This window comes from Burkholderia pyrrocinia, from assembly GCF_001028665.1.
GTDB lineage: Bacteria > Pseudomonadota > Gammaproteobacteria > Burkholderiales > Burkholderiaceae > Burkholderia > Burkholderia pyrrocinia.
This window is the reverse complement of sequence record NZ_CP011504.1, coordinates 1,254,200-1,274,005: the sequence shown is the minus strand read 5'-3', so window position 1 is coordinate 1,274,005 and position 19,806 is coordinate 1,254,200. Positions and strand designations below refer to the sequence as shown.

Here is a 19,806-nt window from a genome sequence, read left to right as displayed (position 1 = left end):
ACCGGGGAGCGGGCGTCAGTCCTTGTGTTCCTCCCAGGCCTGATCCCACGCGGTGCCCTTGCCGGGCTCGTAGGCCCAGGCAGCCATCGAGCACCAGTTGGTGTACGGGAACGGCTTGCAACGGTACAGCTTGCCGTTGTTCGACACGATGTCGCCGGCGCCGTACTTGGTGCCTTCCTTGTACTGCGGATGGTTGCCGCCGCTTTCGCCGCCGCCGTTGCCGCCGTTGCCGCCGCCTTCATCGTTGCCGAAGATCGTCCACGCATCGCTCCACGCGGAGCCCTTGCCCGGTTCGTAGGCCGCCGGCGCACCCGAGCACCAGCCGCTGTACGGGAACGGCTTGCACTGGTACAGCTTGCCCAGGTTCGACACGACGTCGCCGGCCTTGTACTGCGTCCCGGCCTTGTAGGCCGGGTACTGGCCGCCTTCGCCACCGCCGCCGTTGCCGCCACCACCATTGCCGCCGCCCGTCTCCGTCGCCTTCACGAGCACCGTGTGCTGAGCGGTGGACGACAGCTTGCCGTCGCCGACCTTGACCGAGAACGTGAACGACTGGTCCTTCGCAAGCTTCGGCGCGGTGAAGCGCAGCGTCGCGCCGGAAGGCTGCACGTCGATGCCGGACGGAGCCGTCCACTGGAACGTCAGTTTGTCGCCGTCAGGATCGGTCGATTTCTCGGCCGACAGGACCACGGCCTGACCGCCTTCCGCCTGCGCCGGACCGCTGAGTCGCGCGACCGGCGGACGGTTTTCGGCCGGCGGCGGCTCGACCGACGCTTCGGCCTGCGCGGTCACGACGACCTGCGCGGCACCCTTCAGCCCGGCCGGGTCGGTCACCGTCACGCGGAACGTGTAGCGGGTGTCCTGCTTGACCGCCGGCACGTCGACCGTCGCCTTCGCACTGTCCGGACTGCCGATCTTCAGTGGATCGCCGCCGATCTGTTCCCACTTGAAGGTCAGCTTGTCGCCGTCGGGATCGCGCGACTTCGACGCGTCGAGCGTCACCGTCTGCGGCCCGGTGACCGTCATGGCCGTTCCCGCGTTCGCGATCGGCGGACGATTCTCCGCGCCGCTTCCGCCGTCGCCGTGGCCGAGACCTTCGTGCATCGCGTTCAGGATGTCGCCGTTGTCCGCGTCGATTTCCCACGAGAACATGCCGCCGAGCTGCTGCTTGCGCACGTAGTCGCCCTTGGCGTTCACCGAGCGCGGATCGTCGAACGTGAGGAGTTCGCCGGTGCTCTTGTTGAACACGTACGGCGCCTCGGCCGTCTGGTCGTAGTGGTACTCGTAGCCGTTGATGCCCGCGTTGTTCGGGCCGATCATCTCCGCCTTGAGCTTCTTGTAGTCGAGAATGCCGGCTTCCCACTGCCCCTTGTGCGGCCCCTTCGCGGTGCCGGTGAACGGATTGCCGTCGGTGTAGCCCGAAACGCCGGTCCAGCCGCGGGCGTATGCCGCCGCGCCGACGACGAGCTTCTTCGGATCGACGCCCTGCGCAAGCAGCGCCTTGATCGAGTTGTCGGTCGTGTACTTGGTGTCCGGTCGCCACGCGGGCGCGTGCAGTGCCGTCTGGTGACCCAGCTCCGTCAGGCTGAACGCACCGTAGTAGTCGTACGTCATGTCGAAGATGTAGTCCATGTACTTCGTGGCTTCCTTGTAGTTCACCACGTCGATCTTGTCCTTGCCCGCGCCGATCGCCGACGTCAGCTCGTAGGTCTTGCCGGTGTCCGCCGACACGCGGTCGAGCATCTGCCGCAGTTCCTTCATCAGCGTCACATACAGCGCGCCGTCCGTCTGCGGATTGCCGATCGCGCCGTTCGCGCCCTTGCCGCCCGGGAATTCCCAGTCGATGTCGACGCCGTCGAAGAACTTCCAGGTGCGCAGCAACTGCTCGGTCGAATCGACGAACACCTTGCGCTTGGCCGGGTCGTGCAGCTGGAAGAACGGATCGGACAGCGTCCAGCCGCCGATCGACGGCAGGATCTTGAGGTCCGGATTGCGTTTCTTCGCGGCCATCATCTGGCCAAGCACGCCCTTGAGCTTCGAGTTCGCGGTCTGGCCGGGCAGCGTCATGCCCATCTCGCCCCACGTATCGTGGATCGCCACGCTGAAGTCGGGCAGCCCCGCGCACGTCTGCTGCAGTGCGCGGAACGAATTCGGCACGTCGCGCGCGAGCGACGCGTTGATGTTCGCTCCGCCGCAGATCGGCACGAAGCCATACAGCATGTGCGTGAGGTTCTCGACCGGCACGTTGTCGACGTTGAACTTGCGGTCGTAGACCGACCACGTCGCGAAGTAGGTGCCGACCACCGAGCCGGACGTGTTCTTGAAACGCTTGTGCGCCTTGCTCGCGTTGTCGGGCAGCGTATCGGCCAGTTCCGGAATCGTGTCGAACACGACCACGTCGATCGGCGCGCTGTCCGTCGACGCGCCGTTCGCGTCGATCACCCGGACCTGCATCTTCTTCACGCCCGGCGTCTTGACGTTGGCGATGACGGTGCCGCTCTGGGTGCCGCCAGGCGTCAGCTTGAGTTCCGACGCGGCATCGACCGCGCCGTCGACCACCGCGACCGCCTTCACGGCCGTTCCGTTGCTCCAGATGTCGAACGGCAGCGGCACGTCGACCTTCTTGTTGAGCTTGACGAGGTCCTTGTAGGGCGCGCTTCCCGCTCTCTGCAGATCGATCTCGACGAAACCGTGCGGCTTCGACGTGATTTCGTATTGCTTGAGACTGGGCTTGCCGGGGGCGGCGAACGCGGCGTTCGCGAAACACAGCGCGCTGGCCGTGGCGATCGTCGCGAATGCAAGCGTCTGGGTGCGGCCGGACGCAACGCCGATACGCGACGGATTGAGGTTGAGTTTATTCAGGCGCAATTTGATCGTCGTCCTTGAGAAATTGAAAGAGTGTCTGAATCGACCGTCGCATTGTTTTTTCCCCGCCGCCCCGTGCCAATCAATCTCAAGGATGTCTCAAGAAATGCCGGCTTTTTCAGAAACCGGAAGCCGGATTCTTGATGAATCGTTCAGGAAGATTCTCGCCCCCGCCGCGCTCGCGGAAACTGCAACCCGTGTCGCATCCCACTCGATGCACGACGCGCAAACGCCGGGCACCGTGCCGGCTTCGATCAACCGCTCTTTCGAAAGCAGTACCGACAGATACGATCCATCTCCTATACACCATGAACAAACACACCGCGAGCCGAACGCTCTTCAAACTTTCGCCGCTGGTCGCATGCGCATCCATGTTCTTCGCGCAACATGCGTTCGCGCACGGCTACCTCTCCGATCCGCCGTCGCGCAACCTGATGTGCAGCTCGAAGCAGGGCCCGGCGCAAAACTTCAACTGCGGCTCGGTCACATGGGAGCCGCAAAGCGTCGAAGGCAAGCAGGGCTTCCCTCAGGCCGGTGCGCCCGACGGACAGATCGCAAGCGGCGGCGTCGTGCAGTTCAGCAAACTGAACGAGCAATCCGTCGACCGCTGGAAAACCAACGACATCAAGCCGGGCGCGCACCAGTTCAAATGGACGTTCACAGCGCCGCACGTGACGAAGAACTTCAAGTACTACCTGACGAAGCAAGGCTGGAACCCGAACCTGCCGCTGACGCGCGACCAGTTCGACCTGACGCCGTTCTGCACGGTCGACGGCGGCATGCAGAAGGCCGACGCGATCGGGCCGCACAACTGCACGATTCCGTCGGACCGCACCGGCCATCACGTGATGCTGAGCACGTGGCACGTCGGCGATACGGCCGGCATGTTCTACAACGTGGCTGACCTCAACATCAAGGCGGACGGCGGCCCGACCGACCCGGGCAAGCCGAGCTGGTCGTCCGTCGGCACCATCGCGCCGACCGTCGACCTGAAGGCCGGCGACAAGGTCATGAACCGCGTGTTCAAGTCGGGCGGCGAAGTGCCGTCGATGAAGACGACCGTCACGATCGGCACGGCCGAACAGGGCGAACGCAACATGTGGCCGATGCTGCTCGCGAAGGAAATCAACCGCGTGCAGTCGGCCAGCCTGCTGGCAGGTATCGAGCGCGACGGGCGCATCGAGCCGGGGCTGGGCGCGAACAACGTGTTCGCCAAGAGCGGCAGCGGCATCGTGCGCACGGAGACGACGGTCGAGAAGAAGCCGGAATCGGGCATCGACGAAGGTTTCAGCGTCACGAGCAACCCGGAATTCAGGATCGAGAACGGCAAGGCCACCGCGAAGTTCTTCCTGAAGTTCAATCACGCGAAGGACACCAGCGTCACGATGAAGGTTTACGACGCGGCCAATTCGCTGGTCGGCTCGAAGACGGCAACGATGCGGATGCAGGGCGACCTGACCGTCGACATCGCGAATGCGAAGGCCGGCGCGCACACGGCCGTGGCGACGTCGCAGATCGAAGGCGGCACGCTGAAGCAGGAAACCGTCACGTTCAAGCTGACCGGCGGCACGGGCGGCGGCGAAGGCGCGCAGTGCCAGGCCGCGTGGAAGCAGGGCACGGCCTATACGGGCGGCGCGAAGGTGCAGCACAACGGTCGCACCTACGAGGCGCGCTGGTGGACCCAGAACGACGTGCCGGGCTCGCCCGCGACGACCGGCGCCGATCACACCGGCAAGGTCTGGAAGGATCTCGGCGCATGCAGCAAGTAAGGATTCCCGTATGAATCCCGCGAGCCGCGCGCCAACGGCGTGCGGCTCGCCCGTCCTCGACGGGTGCATGCGCGGCGCGTTTCGAAGTTTGTTGAGACATCCTTCATGAAAATTGCCGCGCCTGCATCGCGTTTGCAAAATGACGTTATCAAACGGCGCTCGGGCCCGAACAAGCCCCCTTCCCACAGCGCGCCATTCATCAGTCGTCCGCAATACGACGACACTCCGACCCGCGAATCGCGTCGGAACTTAAACCGAGGGCATACAACGTGAAATCGAACTATCCGAAATGGACGAAGAAGCGAGGCCAGCGTGGCTTCACCTTGCTCGAATTGCTGGTGGTGCTGCTGATCATCGCGCTGCTGGCAGGCTATGTCGGCCCGAAACTCTTTTCGCAGGTCGACAAGGCGAAGGTCCGCTCGACCGAATCTCAGATGAAGACGCTCGGCGACGCGGTCACGCAGTTCAGGCTCGACACGGGCCGCTATCCGAGCGCCGACGAAGGGCTCGATGCGCTGGTCAAGCAGCCGCAGAACACCGACGGGTGGAACGGCCCCTATCTCGCGAAGGCCGTGCCGAAGGACGGCTGGGGCCGGGCCTATCAGTGGAACGTGCCGGGCCGAGACGGCGAGGCGGAGATCGTGTCGCTCGGTCGGGACGGTCGTGTCGGAGGGAGCGGCAACGATGCGGACCTCGTCTACGGCATGTAAGGGCCTGCGTCGCTGGACCGTCGCGGCGGCGATCGCCGTCTGCGCGTCCGGCGCCGCAGCCAAGGATTGCTTTACCCAGGCAGGCGAGCGGCACGGTATCGATCCGCTCCTGCTCGTCGCGATCGCGAAAGTGGAATCGTCGCTGAATCCTCGCGCGATCAATTACAACCGCAACGGCACCTACGACATCGGGCTGATGCAGATCAACAGCTCACACCTGCCGCGATTGATCAAGACAGGCGTCACGCACGGGCGCCTGATCAACGAGCCCTGTACGTCGATCGACACCGGCGCGTCGATTCTCGCCGGCTTCATCGAACGGCACGGCTACACATGGAATGCCGTCGGCGCCTACAACGCCGGATCGTCGGCGAAGCGCGAACCGGTGCGCAAATCGTATGCGACCAAGGTCTGGCGCGAGTACCAGACGCTGACCAGCAATCGCGTCGCCAGCTCGGCGTTGCTCGACGAATGGCGGAGGTAGCCATGCAATCGTTTCAGGTTCGGGTGCTTGCCGACGGCAAGGTCACCCTGCAGACGATCGAAGCAGCGAGCGAAGCAGACGTGCGGGCCCGGATCGCGGCGCAAGGCGGTGTCGCGCTCGACATTCGCCGCGCACGCCTCGCCAGACGCAAGCGCGCACCGAAATTTGCGCTCGCGCTGTTCCTCCAGGAACTGTCGACGCTGCTCGATGCGGGCCTCGTGCTGATCGAAGCGCTCGAGGCGCTGCGCGACAAGAACGATGCCGGCAAGGCGTCGAAGCAGGTGATCGACCGGATCCTGTCGGTGATGTATCAAGGGCAGCCGTTATCCGCGGCGCTTGCGCGGCAGCCCGACGTCTTTCCGGGGCTGCTCGTCGCGACGATCGCGTCGTCGGAAGATAGCGGCCAGTTGCCCGCCGTACTGAAGCGCTACCAGCAATACGAAGTGCGGATCGAGCAGATCCGCAAGCGGGTCACCGGCGCGCTGATTTATCCGGCGGTCGTGATCGGCGTCGGCATCGCGATCCTGCTGTTCATGGCCTTTTTCGTGATTCCGCGTTTCGCGGTGGTGTTCGAGTCGCTGACCACGCTGCCGCCGACAGCGCAGGCGATGCTCTGGTGGGCGACCCTGTTGCGCGAGAACGGCGCGGCGGTCGGCATGGCGGCCGCCGCGGCGGCCGTCGGCGCGGGGCTGGCGGTGCGCTCGGCCGCCGCGAAGCGCGCGGTGCAGCGGCTGATGTGGCGGGCGCCGAAGGTGCGCGACGTTTGTGCGCTGTTCGCCCTGACCCGGTTCTATCGAACCGTCGGACTCCTGATCGCGGGCGGCACGCCCGTGATCGACGCGCTGGAATTGTCCGGCAAGGTGCTGCCCGCGCATTTCGGGGCGCGCCTCGCGACCGCGCTGACCGAGTTGCGTGCCGGACGATCGGTATCGACCGTCTTCGCGGCCCATGCACTGACGACCTCCGTCGCCGAGCGGCTGCTGCGCGTCGGCGAACAGAGCGGCGACCTGGGCGGAATGTGCGAGCACATCGCGCAGTTCCACGACGGCGCGCTCGACCGGTCGATCGAAATGATCAGCAAGGTTTTCGAACCGGTGCTGATGCTCGCGGTCGGCGCAACGGTCGGCGCGGTGGTCCTGCTGCTGTACATGCCGATCTTCGAATTGGCCGGCAGCGTCGGATAGCGGTCCCGGTCGGCCAGATGCCCGCCTTCCCGCTTCCCAACTGGAGAATTCAAGATGACTACGCAACACCTGATTCAACGCTGGCACGCGGAAAGCGAGGCGTCCGGCATCGGTTTCGCAGAGTATGTAAACGACCTGATGCGCGCCGACGCGACGCGTCTCGCCGAAGTGGCGGCCTGCCTCGGCATCGATCCGATCGACGCCGACACGCTGCGCGCCGCGCCGACGCATTTCGACCTGTTGCCGCTGCACGACGCGCTGGCGCTGCGCGCGCTGCCGATCAAGCACAACGGTGCACCGTGCATCGTCGTCGCCGATCCTGTCGCACGCACCGTGCGCGACGAACTGCTCTCGCGCGTCGGCGCCCGGCCGGTCAGTCTCGCGATGAGCACCCCCGGCGAAGTCGAGCGCCTGCTCGGCGATCTCGAATCGAACGAACGCGCGATGGACGACGTGACGATCGACGCATCGGGCGACACGCTCGCGCGCGTGACCGAATCGATTTCGCTCGCCAGCATCGCCCGGGACGAAAGCCCGATCATCCGGCTGGTCAACTCGACGCTGTACGACGCGCTGCAGAGCCGCGCGAGCGACATTCACCTCGAATCGGCGGCGGACGGCCTGTCGATCCGCTACCGGATCGACGGCGTCCTGCAGTCGATCCGCCACATTCCCGGCATCGAAGTAGCCACGCAGACGATGTCGCGGCTCAAGGTGCTCGCGGCCCTCGACATCGCGGAAAAACGCGTGCCGCAGGACGGCCGCTTCAAGATCGTGATGCAGGGGCGCGAAATCGATTTCCGCGTCTCCATCATCCCCGGCACCTACGGCGAGAACGCGGTGATGCGCGTGCTCGACAAGTCGCAACGCGGCGACAGCGTGAGCCTCGACGTGCTCGGCTTCGACGCGTCGACCGCCCGCCGCGTGCGTGCGCTCGCTCATCGCCCCTACGGGCTCATGCTCGTGACGGGGCCGACCGGAAGCGGCAAGTCGACGACGCTTTATGCCGTGCTGTCGGAGGTGAACACGGGCGACGACAAGATCATCACGATCGAGGATCCGGTCGAATACGAGCTGAAGGGCGTGCTGCAGATTCCGGTCAACGAGCGCAAGGGCCTCACCTTCGCGCGCGGGCTGCGTTCGATCCTGCGGCACGATCCGGACACGGTGATGGTCGGCGAGATCCGCGACGAGGAAACCGCGTCGATCGCGGTGCAGTCGGCACTCACCGGCCACCGCGTGCTGTCGACCGTGCACGCGAACGACGGCTTCAGCGTGATCGACCGCTTCATCTACATGGGCGTGGAACCGTCGACCTTTCTCGAGGCGCTCAACGGCGTCGTATCGCAGCGACTGGTGCGACGGATCTGCGCGACCTGCGGCGCTCCGGCGACGAGCGGCGCGGACCTGGCCGATGCGCCGCCCGACGTGCTTCGGCGCGAGGTGGCGCCCGGCGCCGGCTGCGACACGTGCCGTGGCACGGGCTATCACGGCCGGATCGGGCTTGCCGAAGTGCTTGCGCTGGATGCGCCGCTGAAGGCGGCCCTGCTCGAGCGCTCGATCGAGAAGCGCGCACGCGCACTCGCGGAGAGCCCCGACTACCAGTCGATGCGCGACGCGGGGTTGGCGGCGGTGCGCGCACGAATGACGACATTCCAGGAGGTGCAGCGTGCGATCGCCCTGGAATGACGTCACCGTGCTGATCGACGCCGATACGCTGCACGTCCGGGCGCATGAAAGCCGGCGCGCACGGCGCACCGGTGCACCGCTCGCCGTCGTCGCCCACGAGGGCCGGCCGGCCGACGCGCTCGCGCAGGTGCTCGCCGGCCTGCCGAAAGCGCGCCTGCCGATGCGCAACCGCCTCCACGTCGTCGTCGGGCATCCGTGGTCGCACGGTGTGGTACTGCCCTGGCAGGAAGGCCTGGTGTCGGACGCCGCGTGGGATGCGTACGCCCGCATGCTGTTCGCCGCGCGCGCGCAGCGCGGCGCGTTGCGCATCCTCATCGAGGACGAACGGCGCGGCCGCGCGCGCCTCGCGGTCGCGGCCTGCGACGAACTCCTCGCGGCGCTCGTCGACGCGAGCCGCGCGGCCGGCTGGCGGCTCGCCAGCTTCCGCGACGCGCTGTCGGCGTCGCTCGCCTCGCACGCCGCCCGGCTGGTCGGCGACGATTTCCGCTTCGCGCTTCGCCAGCCGCACGTCGTGACGTGCATTTTCCGGCGTTCGGGCGAATGGGCCGACATCGTCACGTTGCCGCGCGCCGGCGACCGCCCCGACGACTGGTTCGCCGCGGCGGCGCTGATCGCCGGGCAGCCGGCCGGCGGCGACGCGCATGCATGCCGGTTCGACGGTTCGATGTTCGCCGATGGCGACGCGGCGTGCGCGCCGACGGATGGCCGCACGGCCGAACCGATGGATGTCGCGGCGGAGGATCCGGCATGAAGCGCCTGTCGGAACTGAACTTCGTCGCGTCGCGCACGCGCCTGACGCCGTGGGCCGGCATCGCGCTGTGCTGCGCGCTGGCTACCGGGCTCTTCGCCGGCAGCGAATGGAACCGCGTCGAAGCACTGCGTGACGATGTCGAGCAGGTCGAGAAGCGCATCGAGCAGCGTCAGCGCGTCATCGAGCGCGAACAGCGGCGGGAGAAGGCCAAGACGCCCGAGCAGCGGCGCATCGAGCGCGTGCTGGCCGAACAGACGATGACCGACAAGGGATCCGGCCTGTCGGTGATCGACTGGATCGAGCACGCCTGGACCCCACAGATCGCGCTGAAGTCGCTGACGGTGGACAAGGCGGGCCGCGAGGCGCGCATCGAAGGCGGTGCCGCGGAGCTGTCGCACATCTACCTGTTCGTCGACCGCCTGCACGACCGCCATCCGGACCGCATGATCGGCCTGCTCCAGCATCGGATGAAGACCGAGGACGGCAAGGCCATTTTTCACTTCAGCCTGAGCATCGAACATCCATGACCCACCTGAATGCACTCGACAAAACGGCGCTTGCTGCGCGGTTGCGCTGGGGGCGCTATGTCGCGACCCGCAAGCTCGGCGTGCCCGGGCTGCTGGCGGCCGGCGCGGTCGTCGGCCTGCTCGGCCTGCACGCGCTTTATATCCAACCGGGCGGCACGCGACTCGACGCGACGCGCGGCGCGCTCGCCAAGGATCTGGCCGCGTTGCCCAAGCCCGGCCCGAAGGCCGGCGACAGCGGCATGACGCTGCAGGACGTCCAGCAGCTGCGCAGCCGCGAGCAGGCGTATTCGCTGTTCGAGATCCTGTCGCAGAACGGCCTGGAACGGAAGCACGCGACCTACCGGCGCGAGGCCGAGGTGAAGGGCAAGCTGCGACGGCTCACGATCAGCATCGCGCTGAGCGGCAGCTACGCCGGATTGCGCGAAGCGATGCGGAAAATCGCCGACCAGCCGATGGTGCGTATCGAGAGCGTCACGATCGAGCGCGAAAAGATCGACAGCCCCGTCGTCAACGTCGATCTGCGGGTCAGCCTGCTGGGGCCCGACGCATGATGCGCCGCATCTTCATACGCGTCGCGGCGGCGCTGGCCGTTGCCGCCGCCGGCGGCAGCCTCGCGCACGAGTCCGTCGACCAGCCGCGCATCGTCGACGTGTTCCCGGCCCAAAACTGGGTGTCGCTCGGCGCGGAAGACGCGCCCCCCGCCACGCCCGACCCTGTCGAACCGCCCGCGGCGGAGCCGCCAGCGCTGAGCGATCCGATCGACGCCGCCGCCGCGCCGCCGATGCCGTTCGAGATTGCCGGCGAATGGCGCACGCAAGGACAGCGCATCGTCGTGCTGGAAGGCGACGGCAAGACATTCCTGCTGTGCGGACGCCGCTGCGGTGTCCGCGATGCCGTATTGCCGGGCGGCGAGATCGCCGACGGCTACCGGCTGAAAACGCTGGGCGAAACAGGTCCGGTCGTCATGACCCGAAACGGCTCGGACATCGAGCTGTCGCCGCCGTCGCCGACCCATTGAATTGCGAATCGAACTTCTATCGAACACCATGATGAAACGAACCATCAGTCTATTGCTCCTGACCTCGGCGCTGGCGCTGGCGGGATGCTCGAGCCTCCCGGCCGGCAGCCCGCCCGCCACCGCCGGAACATCCGCCGAACGCCTCGGCACGCTCCAGCAGCAGAAGGAAGCCGCACCGGAAGACATCCGGATCGCCACGTCCCTCGAACTCACGCGGCAGGAATACGTGCGCGCCGAGCTGAAGGCCGCCGACCGGCAAAACGCACAGGGCAACCACAGCGCGGCGATCGATCACCTGAACAACGTCTTGGCCGAGGACGCCGGCAATCTGCGCGCCCGTCAGGAACTCGAGCAGGTCAAGCGCCGCCAGCAAATGGCGGTCGAGCTGTCGCGCGCACAGCGCATCCGCGGCGAGCAACCGCAGGAAGCCCTCGAGATCGCGCGGCGCATCCTTGCCGAACAGCCGAACCACGCGGAAGCCAAGCGGCTGCGCGATGCGCTGCTGCGCGCGTCGCAGGCGAGCCGTCCCGTGCGCCCGCAACTGTCCGACGCGCTGCGCAAGCCGGTTTCGCTCAATTTCAAGCAGCAACCGATGTCGAACATCTTCGACGTGATCTCGCGCGTGTCCGGCGTGAACTTCGTGTTCGACCGCGACGTCGATACCAACCAGCCCGCCACACTGTTCGCCGAGCGCACCACCGCCGAGGATGCGATCAACCTGCTGCTGCGCACGAACCAGCTCGAGAAGAAGGTGCTCGACAAGCACACGCTGCTCGTCTACCCGTCGCAGCCGGAGAAAAGCCGCACCTACACCGAGTTCGCGCTGCGCACCTTCTTCCTGTCGCACGCGGACGCGAAATCGGTGATGGCGGCACTGCGCCAGATGATCAAGCCGAAGGACATCTACGTGGACGAGCGTGTCAACGCGGTCGTCCTGCGCGACACACCCGAAACGATCCAGGTGGCCGAGCGCGTCGTGATGGGGCTGGACATCCCCCAGTCCGAAGTCACGCTCGACGTGCAGGTGCTGGAGGTCAACATGAACGACAGCCTCGATCTCGGCGTCCAGTACCCGGGCCGCGTCCAGTTCGGCGCGCTCGGCGGCGCGGAGGGCGCGGCGCTGACGCTCGGCGACCTGCTGCGCCTGAACCGCGACCGGATCGGCGTATCCAGCGAATCCGGCGCGCTGTCGCTCGCGATCGACATGCTGCAGAAGCAGGGCAAGACCAAGACGCTCGCGAATCCGAAGATCCGCGTACGCAACATGGAGAAGGCCAACATCAAGATCGGCGAACGCGTGCCGATCGTCACGACCACGAACGCCAACGGCGTCGTCACGGAATCCGTCAGCTACCAGGACGTCGGCCTGATGCTGAAGGTGGAGCCGCGCATCAGCCTCGACGACGAGGTCAGCGTGAAGGTCAACATGGAAGTCAGCAGCATCCTGTCGAAGGAAACGACCAAGACCGGCCTCGTCGCCTATTCGCTCGGGACGCGCAATGCGGAAACCCTGATGACCGCGCGAAACGGCGAAACGCAGATCCTCGCCGGCCTCGTCAAGCGCAACGAGATCGAGAACGTCTCGGGTCTGCCCGGCATGTCGGGCCTGCCCGTCGTCGGCCGCCTGTTCGGCTCGAACGGCCGCAGCAACGAGCGCTCGGAAATCGTGCTGCTGATTACTCCGCACATCGAGCGCAACCTCGACCTGCCGACGTCGGCCGTCACCACGTTCCTGTCGGGGACCGAGACGCGCGTGACGACCGAGGCGCTGACGCTCGAATCCGCATCGGCCGCACCGGCCCCGACGGCTTCGTCGGCTTCGTCGGCTTCGTCGAACGCCCCGGATCTCGATGCGCCGATCGAACCGGCTGCACCCGTCACGAACGCCGCGCCTGCCGCGCAACCGGGCCCGGACGAGGCCGTCGATACCGCGCCGGGCGCTGAAGCCTCCCCGGCTGAAGAATCGGGCGACGCCGGGGCCGTATCGGGCAGGCCCACGATGAAAGGCGGCAGCATGATGCGTGTGCGTGCAGAAGCGGCCGCCTTGCCGCTGCCTCGCGCGCATGCGATCGAGCCCGCCTCGGCCACGCGCGCCGTGCCGCCGCCGAAGGCCGAGGCCGCCGTCGTCGCGGCGGCGGACCTGCCGGCCGACGTGGCGGCGTCCGCGACCGAAAAGCGCGGGCTGCTGGCCATGGTGCGCTCGCTGATCGGCTCGCTGGTGTCGTTCGTGGCGTCCATCAACGGCGGCGCCGTGCCCGGATCGACCCTGCACGCCGATGCGCCCGGACGGCTGCCCAGCCCCTGGAGCGTCGCATGAGCGCCGCACGGCGCCGCCGCGCGCGCGGCTTCACGCTGATCGAGATGATGGTCGCGCTGACGCTGCTTGCGCTGCTCGCCACCGTCGCCTTGCCGCTGACCGATCTCGCCAGGCGCCGCGCCGACGAAACCGAGCTGCGCCGCGCGCTGGTCGTCATCCGGTCGGCGCTCGATGCCTACAAGGCGGCGGCCGGCGAAGGACGGATCGAGCACAGCGCCGACGCGAGCGGCTATCCGCCGGATCTGCGCACGCTGGTCGAGGGCGTCGAGGACAAGACGTCCCCGAACGGCGCGCGGCTGTATTTCCTGCGCAAGATTCCCGCCGATCCGATGTGCGATTGCGACGGCAAGGCGCCCGACGAAATGTGGGAAACGCGCAGTTACGCGAGCGATCCGGCATCCTTTTCGTCGGGCGAGGACGTGTTCGACATCCGTTCCACCAACCGCAAGGAGGGCATCAATGGCGTCCCGTACAACCAATGGTAGACGTGCGCGTCGCACCGCCGGCTTCACGCTCGTCGAACTGCTCGTCGTCATGGCGATCATCGCGGCGCTGACCGCGTTCGTCGCGCCCGGCTATCTGAAGCAGGGCGACCGCGCGAAGGAAACCGTGCTGCGCCACAACCTGAATACGCTGCGCCAGTCGATCGACGATTATCGCGCCGACCACGGCCGCGACCCGGCCTCGCTCGAGGCGCTCGTCGAAAATCGCTACCTGCGTGAAGTGCCGCTCGACCCGGTGACGGGCAAGCGCAATTCGTGGCGCGCTCTGGCCGGCGACAGCGGCGGCGTGGCCGACATCAAGAGCGGCGCAAAGGGAAACGCGCTCGACGGAAGCAGCTATGAGACGTGGTAACCTGCGGCAACGCCCGCGCACCCAACGCGGCATCGCGTATCTCGGCGTGCTGATGCTCGTCGCGGCGCTCGGTCTCGGGATGACCGAGGCGACGCGCATCTGGAGCACCGTTCAGCAACGCGACCGCGAAGCCGAGCTGCTGTTCGTCGGCGACCAGTATCGCGCGGCGATCGAACGCTACTACGGCGCAGCGGGGCAAAACCGCTATCCCGAGTCGCTCGACGCGTTGCTGGAGGATCGCCGGACCTTGCCGACCCAGCGCCATTTGCGACGCCTGTATGCCGACCCGCTGACCGGGTCGACCCAATGGGGGCTCGTGAAGGCGCCGGACGGCGGCATCATGGGCGTGTTCAGCGAAGCGGCCGGCCGGCCGCTGAAACGCCAGGGGTTCCCGGTCCGATACGAGTCGTTCGGCGACCGCGACACATATGGCGAATGGATTTTCGTTTACCTGCCGCCGGCGCCCGGCGACGGTGCTGCAAACGCGGCCGGCACGTCGGCAACCGGAGCCGCACACTGAAAGCGGAAACAACATGATCGTTGCAATCCTGGAAGACATCGTGACGCAGGCGGGTGTCGTAGCCCGCTGGCTGGAGAAGGCCGGCTACGAAACCGAGGTCCGTCACGACGGCGAGAGCTTCGTCGAACTGGTACGCTCGACGCGCGTCGACGTGCTGCTGCTCGACTGGGACGTACCCGGCATGTCGGGCATCGACGTGATGCGCTGGGCGCGCGATTCGTTCGCCGACGCGCTGCCGATCATCATGATGACGCAGCACGACGGCGAGGACGACATCGTGTTCGGCCTCAACAATGGCGCCGACGATTATCTCGTCAAGCCGCTGCGCGAACGCGAACTGATCGCGCGCGTGAGCGCCCAGGCGCGGAAGTACTATCCGGAAACGCAGCGGGCGAAGATCGTCGAGGTCGGGAAATTCGCGCTCGACACCGGTACGCACGTCGCCACCGTGGACGGCGCGCCCGTCGAACTGGCCCGGCGCGAATTCGATCTCGCGCTGATGCTGTTCGAGAGTGTCGGCCGGATCGTGTCGAAGGACATGATGATCAAGCACGTATGGGGCGTCGTCGACCGGAAATACGACGCGACTCTGGCAACCTACGTGAGCAAGCTGCGCAGGAGTCTCGGGCTGCGGCCGAAGAACGGGCTCGTCATCACGACGATCTACAACTACGGGTACCGGCTCGAGCGGACCTGAGCCGTTCGCGGCCGAACGCGGCCCGCGCGGCTGTGACGGGAAGGCGCCGCGCGCGTTGAGAAATCCTTCATAAACTTTTACGTCGCGCGGCACGGTCAAGATAATTCTCATCTTTAAATCATGTCGATCAACCGATCGACACCCGATCAAGGATGTTGAATCATGTCTTCCGTTTCCCTGCCGCACGTGCGGCACCGATCACCGCAGGTCCGCCGATACGATCGGCTCTCCCGCGCGATGCACTGGATCTTCGCGGCCATCATTCTCTACACGATGGTTGCCGGCATCTCGCTTCACTTCATCACGCAACCGGCGATCTGGGGCTTCGTGTCGACGCTCAACATGTCGCTCGCGACCTGCCTGATCGCGCTGTTTCCGCTGCGGTATCTCTGGTCGTTCTTCCGCAAGGCGCCGCCGGATCTTCAGTCGATTCCGGAAAAGCAACGTGCGGTCGCGCATCTGGTGCATTCGCTGATCTATGCGCTCATCGCCGTTGTCCTCGTGAGCGGCTACCTGATGGTGCCCGAAGGGTACTGGCTGTTCTGGACGGTATTCGTGAAGACGCCGTTCTCGGCAGGGCCGGTGACGGAGCACTGGTTCGCCCTCCACAAGATCGCCTGCTACACGCTGGCGGCCCTGGTGGCGGCGCATGCCGGTGCCGCGCTCAAGCATCATTTCGTGTCGAAGAACGATGTGTTGAAGCGCATGCTGTGATCTCGCATTGCATCGACATACCCCCATCTCGCAGGGCGCGGCCCGCGAATCGAGCCGCCCTCACGGAAACGTAAACTCGGCGGCGCCGGTACGGATGTATTGCGCGCGCAGCGGAATCGTCGCCATGTTGCCCACGCGCTTCATCGGGTACTGCCCGGCACTCACCGGATCGCCACAGGCAATCCACTCGCCGGTCGATGCCTCGGTCATCACGAGGTTGAAACCCTGCGCCACCGCGCGAGCTGCCGCCGCGCTCAACTGCAACAGCGTCTTGTCCGCGTTCGGTTGTGCGGCCTTGTCGTGCAAGCCGATGGTCGGCTTCGCGGAGGCCGCGCAATTGCCGAGCGAGATGCCGTTCGACAACACGTCGCATTTGTTCGGAACGGTGACCGATCCGCCGCCGCCGATGCCGAGATTGCCCGCTCCCGTATGGCTGATCGGCAGCTTGCACGGATTCGGCGGCGTGGCGGTGGCCAGCACGTCGAATACCTGGGTGAGCGAGCGAAATTCGGGGACTGAAACGACGCGTCGAGCGATGCGCTGTCGACGAATCCGGATGAAATCACCGAATCCCCTGGAATAGAGGCGGTTTTAACGAAAAAGCCATCATGTGAATGGGCGCTCGAGGTCCTGGCGTCGTCCCTCGACGCGGCGATCGCCTGCACCCCTCCATGCAGCCCGACAGGAACGCAAGGGAAGGAACCCCAGCAGGCGCCCTATCGACGCAGCCGCGACAAGAACAAATTTATGCAAACCGCCGGTCCGGCATGCGATTGATCGGGAACGGCGAGTCACGTACAGTGTTCGCCTGTCTCCCTGCCGGAACCGCCATGCCGATCGGATTTCAGAAGATGAACGCAAACGGCGATGACTTCGTCATCGTCGACCTGCGCGGTCAGGATCAGGATGGCGCGCCCCGCCTCGATCGCGACCTCGTGCGGCGCATGGGCGACCGGCACAGAGGCATCGGCTTCAACCAGCTTGCCGTCGTGTCGGACTGCGACGACGCGGCGGCCCGCGTCGCGTTCTGGAACGCCGACGGCTCGCCGCTCGACACCTGCGGCAGCGCAACGCGCGGCGTCGCGTGGCAACTGATGCGGGAAACCGGCATGGCGTCGCTCGTGCTGCGGACCCGCCGCGGGTATCTCGTGTGTTCGAGGGAGACGAACGGCCTGATCACCGTCGAGATGGGCACGCCGCTCACCGGCTGGCGGGACGTGCCGGTCGCCGACGCACTCGACACTCTCGCGCTGCCGCTGCCCGGCGCGCCGGCCGCCTGCAACATGGGCAACCCGCATTGCACGTTCTTCGTCGACGACCTCCACACGATCGACGTCGCGGCACTCGGCCCCGCCATCGAAGCGCATCCGCTGTTTCCGCAGAAAACCAACGTGCATTTCGTTCAGGTCATCGATCGCACGCATATTCGCCTGCGCATCTGGGAGCGCGGCGGCGGCGTGCCGCTCGGTTCGGGATCGTGTTCGTGCGGTGCGGTCGTCAACGGCATCCGGCGCGGGCTGCTCGACGATACGGTGCGGGTGACCTGCGACGGCGGCGACGTCACCGTTCGATGGGACGGCGCCGGCAGCGTGCTCCTGAGCGGGCCGGTTTCGTTCGGATTCGACGGGGTGTGGGTGGACGAAGAGAAGCCGGCGATCTGATCGCCGGCATCTGCGGCATTCACGGCGTGTGGCGGCGCACCGCGCCGGTCCGCACACGATGCGCAGCCGCATCGGCATCGATCGTCGGGGCAATTCGCCCGGAGCCATGATGCGAGGCCGAGCCCCCGCCGACTCGCGCCGACTCGCATGGCTATCGACGAACGGCGGTCGCCGGACCCGGCGCGGTGCGCGCCGGGCTGCGATACATCGAATCGACGATCAGTGCTTGTCGTCGACCTTCTTCGGCTTCGGCGGCGACGGCACCTTCGCGTACTGGAACGCCGGCGTCGCCTTCAGCGCTTCCTTCGTCGCGCCCGGCAGGTAGATGTTGCCGTTGCGCACGTCGAGCGACGCGATCGGCACCGCGACGTCGTGCGCGGCCACGCCGAGGAAGCCGCCGGCCGACACGATCGCCGCGGACACCGAGCCGTCCGGCGCGACGATCAGGTCGCGCACGGTGCCGACCTTCTGGTTGTCGTCGTTGTAGACGGCCTTGCCGAGCACGCTCTTCTTCACGCTCCAGCCTTCGAGCAGCGCCTGCGATTGCTCGACGGTGACGCTGATCGGCTGCGCGCCGGCGATCTGCGCGTGTGCGCTGACGCTCGATGCGAGGACGGTTGCTGCGATGAGGGTTTTGTAGAACGCCATGCTTTTATGCACTCCGGTGAATTGTTGTCGGTATCGACGGCCGGCCTCGCCGCCTCCGTGCGCGACACATCGCACCGGCCCATGTTAGCGCCACTCGCGAGATGCTGCATCGAACGTGATGACGCAGCACCCGTCGCACCGCCCGTGCGATTCGCTGCATGACGGACAACGCAGCGAATCGCGTACCTGCCGGAATTCAGGCAGATAGCGCGCGCCGTTGCCGCACCGCCTCCGCCAGCACATCGAGCACCGGCTCCGTCTGCGTCCAGCTCAAACACGCGTCGGTAATCGACACCCCATACTTCAGCGGAACACCCGGTTTCAAATCCTGGCGCCCGGCCTCGAGATGGCTCTCGACCATCACGCCGACGATCCGGTGCTCGCCCAGCGACAGTTGTCGCGCGAGATCCTGCGCGACGTCGATCTGCCGCTCGTGCGACTTGTTCGAGTTCGCGTGCGAGCAGTCGACCATCACCTGCTCGCGCAGCCCGGCCTTGCGCAGCACCGCGCAGCACGCCTCGACATGTTCGGCGTCGTAGTTCGGGCCGGTCTTGCCGCCGCGCAGGATCACGTGCGCGTCGTCGTTGCCGCGCGTTTCGAAGATCGCGGCCATCCCCATCTTCGTCATCCCCATGAACGCATGGCTCGCGGCCGCGGCGACGATCGCGTCCGACGCGACCTGCACGCCGCCGTCGGTGCCGTTCTTGAAGCCGATCGGGCAGCTCAGGCCCGATGCGAGCTGGCGATGGCTCTGGCTCTCGGTCGTGCGCGCGCCGATTGCACCCCACGCGATCAGGTCGGCGATGTACTGCGGGCTCAGCAGGTCGAGGAATTCGGTCGAGGCCGGAAGGCCGAGCGCGTTGATGTCGAGCAGCAGTTGCCGCGCGGCGCGCAGCCCTTCGTTGATGCGGAAGCTGCCGTCGAGGCGCGGATCGTTGATGTAGCCCTTCCAGCCGACCGTCGTGCGCGGCTTCTCGAAGTAGACGCGCATCGTGATCAGCAGGTCGTCCTTCAGCGCATCGGCGGCGGCCTTCAGGCGGCGCGCGTAGTCGAGCGCCTGGTCGTGATCGTGGATCGAGCACGGGCCGACGACGAGCAGCAGCCGGTCGTCGCGGCCGTGCAGGATGTCGCCGATCGCGCGGCGCGTATCCTCGACGAGCGTCTGCGTGGCGGCCGGCACCGGCAACTCGTCGAGCAGCAGCGCCGGCGAAATCAGCGGACGCACGGCGCCGATGCGGACGTCGTCGATGCGCGTGGTGTCCTGCGTCGCGTCGGCGCTGCCTACCTCGCGATCGTGGGAAGGATTGTCGAGGTTCTGCATGGTGATTCTCCGGGGGACGTCTGGAATGATGTGCAGGCTCGATTATGGCACCCGGGAGAGGCGGCAGAGGGTTGCC

The 19,806-nt window shown here is 66.5% G+C and carries 20 protein-coding genes; 16 read left to right on the top strand and 4 right to left on the bottom strand.

What is annotated here, in order from left to right; translation table 11 throughout:
- Positions 1–15: 15 nt before the first annotated feature.
- The gene (locus tag ABD05_RS21965; RefSeq protein WP_274521915.1) at positions 16–2,868 is read right to left on the bottom strand and encodes a glycosyl hydrolase family 18 protein; all 2,853 of its coding nucleotides are present in this window, start codon (positions 2,866–2,868) and stop codon (positions 16–18) included.
- A gap of 368 nt (positions 2,869–3,236) precedes the next feature.
- Between ABD05_RS21965 and gbpA the strand changes: the two genes are divergently transcribed.
- The 15 genes from gbpA to ABD05_RS21890 all read left to right on the top strand — a co-directional run bounded on the left by gbpA (position 3,237) and on the right by ABD05_RS21890 (position 16,100).
- Positions 3,237–4,634 carry an N-acetylglucosamine-binding protein GbpA gene (gbpA, locus tag ABD05_RS21960; RefSeq protein ID WP_238594181.1) on the top strand — a complete coding sequence of 466 codons (1,398 nt, stop codon included), beginning with the start codon at positions 3,237–3,239 and terminating at the stop codon, positions 4,632–4,634.
- A 269-nt stretch (positions 4,635–4,903) separates the two neighbouring features.
- Positions 4,904–5,344, top strand: coding sequence for a type II secretion system major pseudopilin GspG (gspG, locus tag ABD05_RS21955; protein ID WP_027790298.1), 441 nt, complete (start codon positions 4,904–4,906; stop codon positions 5,342–5,344).
- Positions 5,319–5,828, top strand: coding sequence for a lytic transglycosylase domain-containing protein (locus tag ABD05_RS21950; RefSeq protein ID WP_027790297.1), 510 nt, complete (start codon positions 5,319–5,321; stop codon positions 5,826–5,828). The genes gspG and ABD05_RS21950 overlap by 26 nt, the downstream gene beginning before the upstream one ends.
- 2 nt (positions 5,829–5,830) lie before the next feature.
- The gene (locus tag ABD05_RS21945) at positions 5,831–7,012 is read left to right on the top strand and encodes a type II secretion system F family protein (protein ID WP_047903722.1); all 1,182 of its coding nucleotides are present in this window, start codon (positions 5,831–5,833) and stop codon (positions 7,010–7,012) included.
- A gap of 54 nt (positions 7,013–7,066) precedes the next feature.
- A complete protein-coding gene (locus tag ABD05_RS21940; RefSeq protein ID WP_047902188.1) occupies positions 7,067–8,701 on the top strand; it encodes a GspE/PulE family protein in 1,635 nt (544 codons plus the stop codon).
- On the top strand, positions 8,682–9,452 hold the full coding sequence (locus ABD05_RS39015; RefSeq protein ID WP_238594180.1) for a hypothetical protein: 771 nt from the start codon (positions 8,682–8,684) through the stop codon (positions 9,450–9,452). Before ABD05_RS21940 ends, ABD05_RS39015 begins: the two co-directional genes overlap by 20 nt.
- On the top strand, positions 9,449–9,979 hold the full coding sequence (locus tag ABD05_RS21930; RefSeq protein ID WP_047902187.1) for a hypothetical protein: 531 nt from the start codon (positions 9,449–9,451) through the stop codon (positions 9,977–9,979). Before ABD05_RS39015 ends, ABD05_RS21930 begins: the two co-directional genes overlap by 4 nt.
- Complete coding sequence (locus ABD05_RS21925) at positions 9,976–10,530, top strand: hypothetical protein (RefSeq protein ID WP_047902186.1); 555 nt, start codon at positions 9,976–9,978, stop codon at positions 10,528–10,530. Before ABD05_RS21930 ends, ABD05_RS21925 begins: the two co-directional genes overlap by 4 nt.
- Positions 10,527–10,997, top strand: a complete 471-nt coding sequence (locus ABD05_RS21920; RefSeq protein WP_047902185.1) for a hypothetical protein — start codon at positions 10,527–10,529, stop codon at positions 10,995–10,997. The genes ABD05_RS21925 and ABD05_RS21920 overlap by 4 nt, the downstream gene beginning before the upstream one ends.
- A 31-nt stretch (positions 10,998–11,028) precedes the next feature.
- A complete protein-coding gene (locus ABD05_RS21915; protein ID WP_047903720.1) occupies positions 11,029–13,314 on the top strand; it encodes a secretin N-terminal domain-containing protein in 2,286 nt (761 codons plus the stop codon).
- On the top strand, positions 13,311–13,799 hold the full coding sequence (locus tag ABD05_RS21910; RefSeq protein WP_047902184.1) for a type II secretion system protein: 489 nt from the start codon (positions 13,311–13,313) through the stop codon (positions 13,797–13,799). The genes ABD05_RS21915 and ABD05_RS21910 overlap by 4 nt, the downstream gene beginning before the upstream one ends.
- Positions 13,774–14,169, top strand: coding sequence for a type II secretion system protein (locus ABD05_RS21905; RefSeq protein WP_047902183.1), 396 nt, complete (start codon positions 13,774–13,776; stop codon positions 14,167–14,169). Before ABD05_RS21910 ends, ABD05_RS21905 begins: the two co-directional genes overlap by 26 nt.
- A complete protein-coding gene (locus ABD05_RS21900) occupies positions 14,156–14,689 on the top strand; it encodes a type II secretion system protein (protein ID WP_047902182.1) in 534 nt (177 codons plus the stop codon). Before ABD05_RS21905 ends, ABD05_RS21900 begins: the two co-directional genes overlap by 14 nt.
- 13 nt (positions 14,690–14,702) lie before the next feature.
- Positions 14,703–15,386, top strand: coding sequence for a response regulator transcription factor (locus ABD05_RS21895; RefSeq protein WP_027790286.1), 684 nt, complete (start codon positions 14,703–14,705; stop codon positions 15,384–15,386).
- A gap of 162 nt (positions 15,387–15,548) precedes the next feature.
- Entirely contained in the window at positions 15,549–16,100 is a 552-nt protein-coding gene (locus tag ABD05_RS21890) for a cytochrome b (protein WP_053059963.1), read from the top strand.
- Between the two features lie 60 nt (positions 16,101–16,160).
- Here ABD05_RS21890 and ABD05_RS21885 read toward each other — a convergent pair whose 3' ends face one another.
- Complete coding sequence (locus ABD05_RS21885) at positions 16,161–16,580, bottom strand: hypothetical protein (protein ID WP_053059962.1); 420 nt, start codon at positions 16,578–16,580, stop codon at positions 16,161–16,163.
- Positions 16,581–16,930: 350 nt separating this feature from the next.
- Here ABD05_RS21885 and dapF point away from each other — a divergent pair, with 350 nt between their 5' ends.
- Entirely contained in the window at positions 16,931–17,761 is an 831-nt protein-coding gene (gene dapF, locus ABD05_RS21880; RefSeq protein ID WP_047902180.1) for a diaminopimelate epimerase, read from the top strand.
- 219 nt (positions 17,762–17,980) lie between these two features.
- Here dapF and ABD05_RS21875 read toward each other — a convergent pair whose 3' ends face one another.
- Positions 17,981–18,409 (bottom strand): PRC-barrel domain-containing protein, encoded by a 429-nt coding sequence (locus ABD05_RS21875; RefSeq protein ID WP_047902179.1) that lies wholly within the window; start codon positions 18,407–18,409, stop codon positions 17,981–17,983.
- A 196-nt stretch (positions 18,410–18,605) separates the two neighbouring features.
- The gene (locus ABD05_RS21870) at positions 18,606–19,730 is read right to left on the bottom strand and encodes a 3-deoxy-7-phosphoheptulonate synthase (protein WP_047902178.1); all 1,125 of its coding nucleotides are present in this window, start codon (positions 19,728–19,730) and stop codon (positions 18,606–18,608) included.
- Between the last annotated feature and the right edge of the window lie 76 nt (positions 19,731–19,806).

What these genes read in the sequence shown, in the direction of transcription:
- ABD05_RS21890 (WP_053059963.1), top strand. Translation starts at nt 15,549, where the DNA reads ATGTCTTCCGTTTCCCTGCCGCACGTGCGGCACCGATCACCGCAGGTC.
- ABD05_RS21920 (WP_047902185.1), top strand. Translation starts at nt 10,527, where the DNA reads ATGATGCGCCGCATCTTCATACGCGTCGCGGCGGCGCTGGCCGTTGCC.
- ABD05_RS21910 (WP_047902184.1), top strand. Translation starts at nt 13,311, where the DNA reads ATGAGCGCCGCACGGCGCCGCCGCGCGCGCGGCTTCACGCTGATCGAG.
- ABD05_RS21930 (WP_047902187.1), top strand. Translation starts at nt 9,449, where the DNA reads ATGAAGCGCCTGTCGGAACTGAACTTCGTCGCGTCGCGCACGCGCCTG.
- ABD05_RS21945 (WP_047903722.1), top strand. Translation starts at nt 5,831, where the DNA reads ATGCAATCGTTTCAGGTTCGGGTGCTTGCCGACGGCAAGGTCACCCTG.
- gbpA (WP_238594181.1), top strand. Translation starts at nt 3,237, where the DNA reads ATGTTCTTCGCGCAACATGCGTTCGCGCACGGCTACCTCTCCGATCCG.
- dapF (WP_047902180.1), top strand. Translation starts at nt 16,931, where the DNA reads ATGCCGATCGGATTTCAGAAGATGAACGCAAACGGCGATGACTTCGTC.
- ABD05_RS21915 (WP_047903720.1), top strand. Translation starts at nt 11,029, where the DNA reads ATGAAACGAACCATCAGTCTATTGCTCCTGACCTCGGCGCTGGCGCTG.
- ABD05_RS21940 (WP_047902188.1), top strand. Translation starts at nt 7,067, where the DNA reads ATGACTACGCAACACCTGATTCAACGCTGGCACGCGGAAAGCGAGGCG.
- ABD05_RS21900 (WP_047902182.1), top strand. Translation starts at nt 14,156, where the DNA reads ATGAGACGTGGTAACCTGCGGCAACGCCCGCGCACCCAACGCGGCATC.
- ABD05_RS21950 (WP_027790297.1), top strand. Translation starts at nt 5,319, where the DNA reads ATGCGGACCTCGTCTACGGCATGTAAGGGCCTGCGTCGCTGGACCGTC.
- ABD05_RS21895 (WP_027790286.1), top strand. Translation starts at nt 14,703, where the DNA reads ATGATCGTTGCAATCCTGGAAGACATCGTGACGCAGGCGGGTGTCGTA.
- ABD05_RS21870 (WP_047902178.1), bottom strand. Translation starts at nt 19,730, where the DNA reads ATGCAGAACCTCGACAATCCTTCCCACGATCGCGAGGTAGGCAGCGCC.
- ABD05_RS21925 (WP_047902186.1), top strand. Translation starts at nt 9,976, where the DNA reads ATGACCCACCTGAATGCACTCGACAAAACGGCGCTTGCTGCGCGGTTG.
- ABD05_RS21875 (WP_047902179.1), bottom strand. Translation starts at nt 18,409, where the DNA reads ATGGCGTTCTACAAAACCCTCATCGCAGCAACCGTCCTCGCATCGAGC.
- ABD05_RS21905 (WP_047902183.1), top strand. Translation starts at nt 13,774, where the DNA reads ATGGCGTCCCGTACAACCAATGGTAGACGTGCGCGTCGCACCGCCGGC.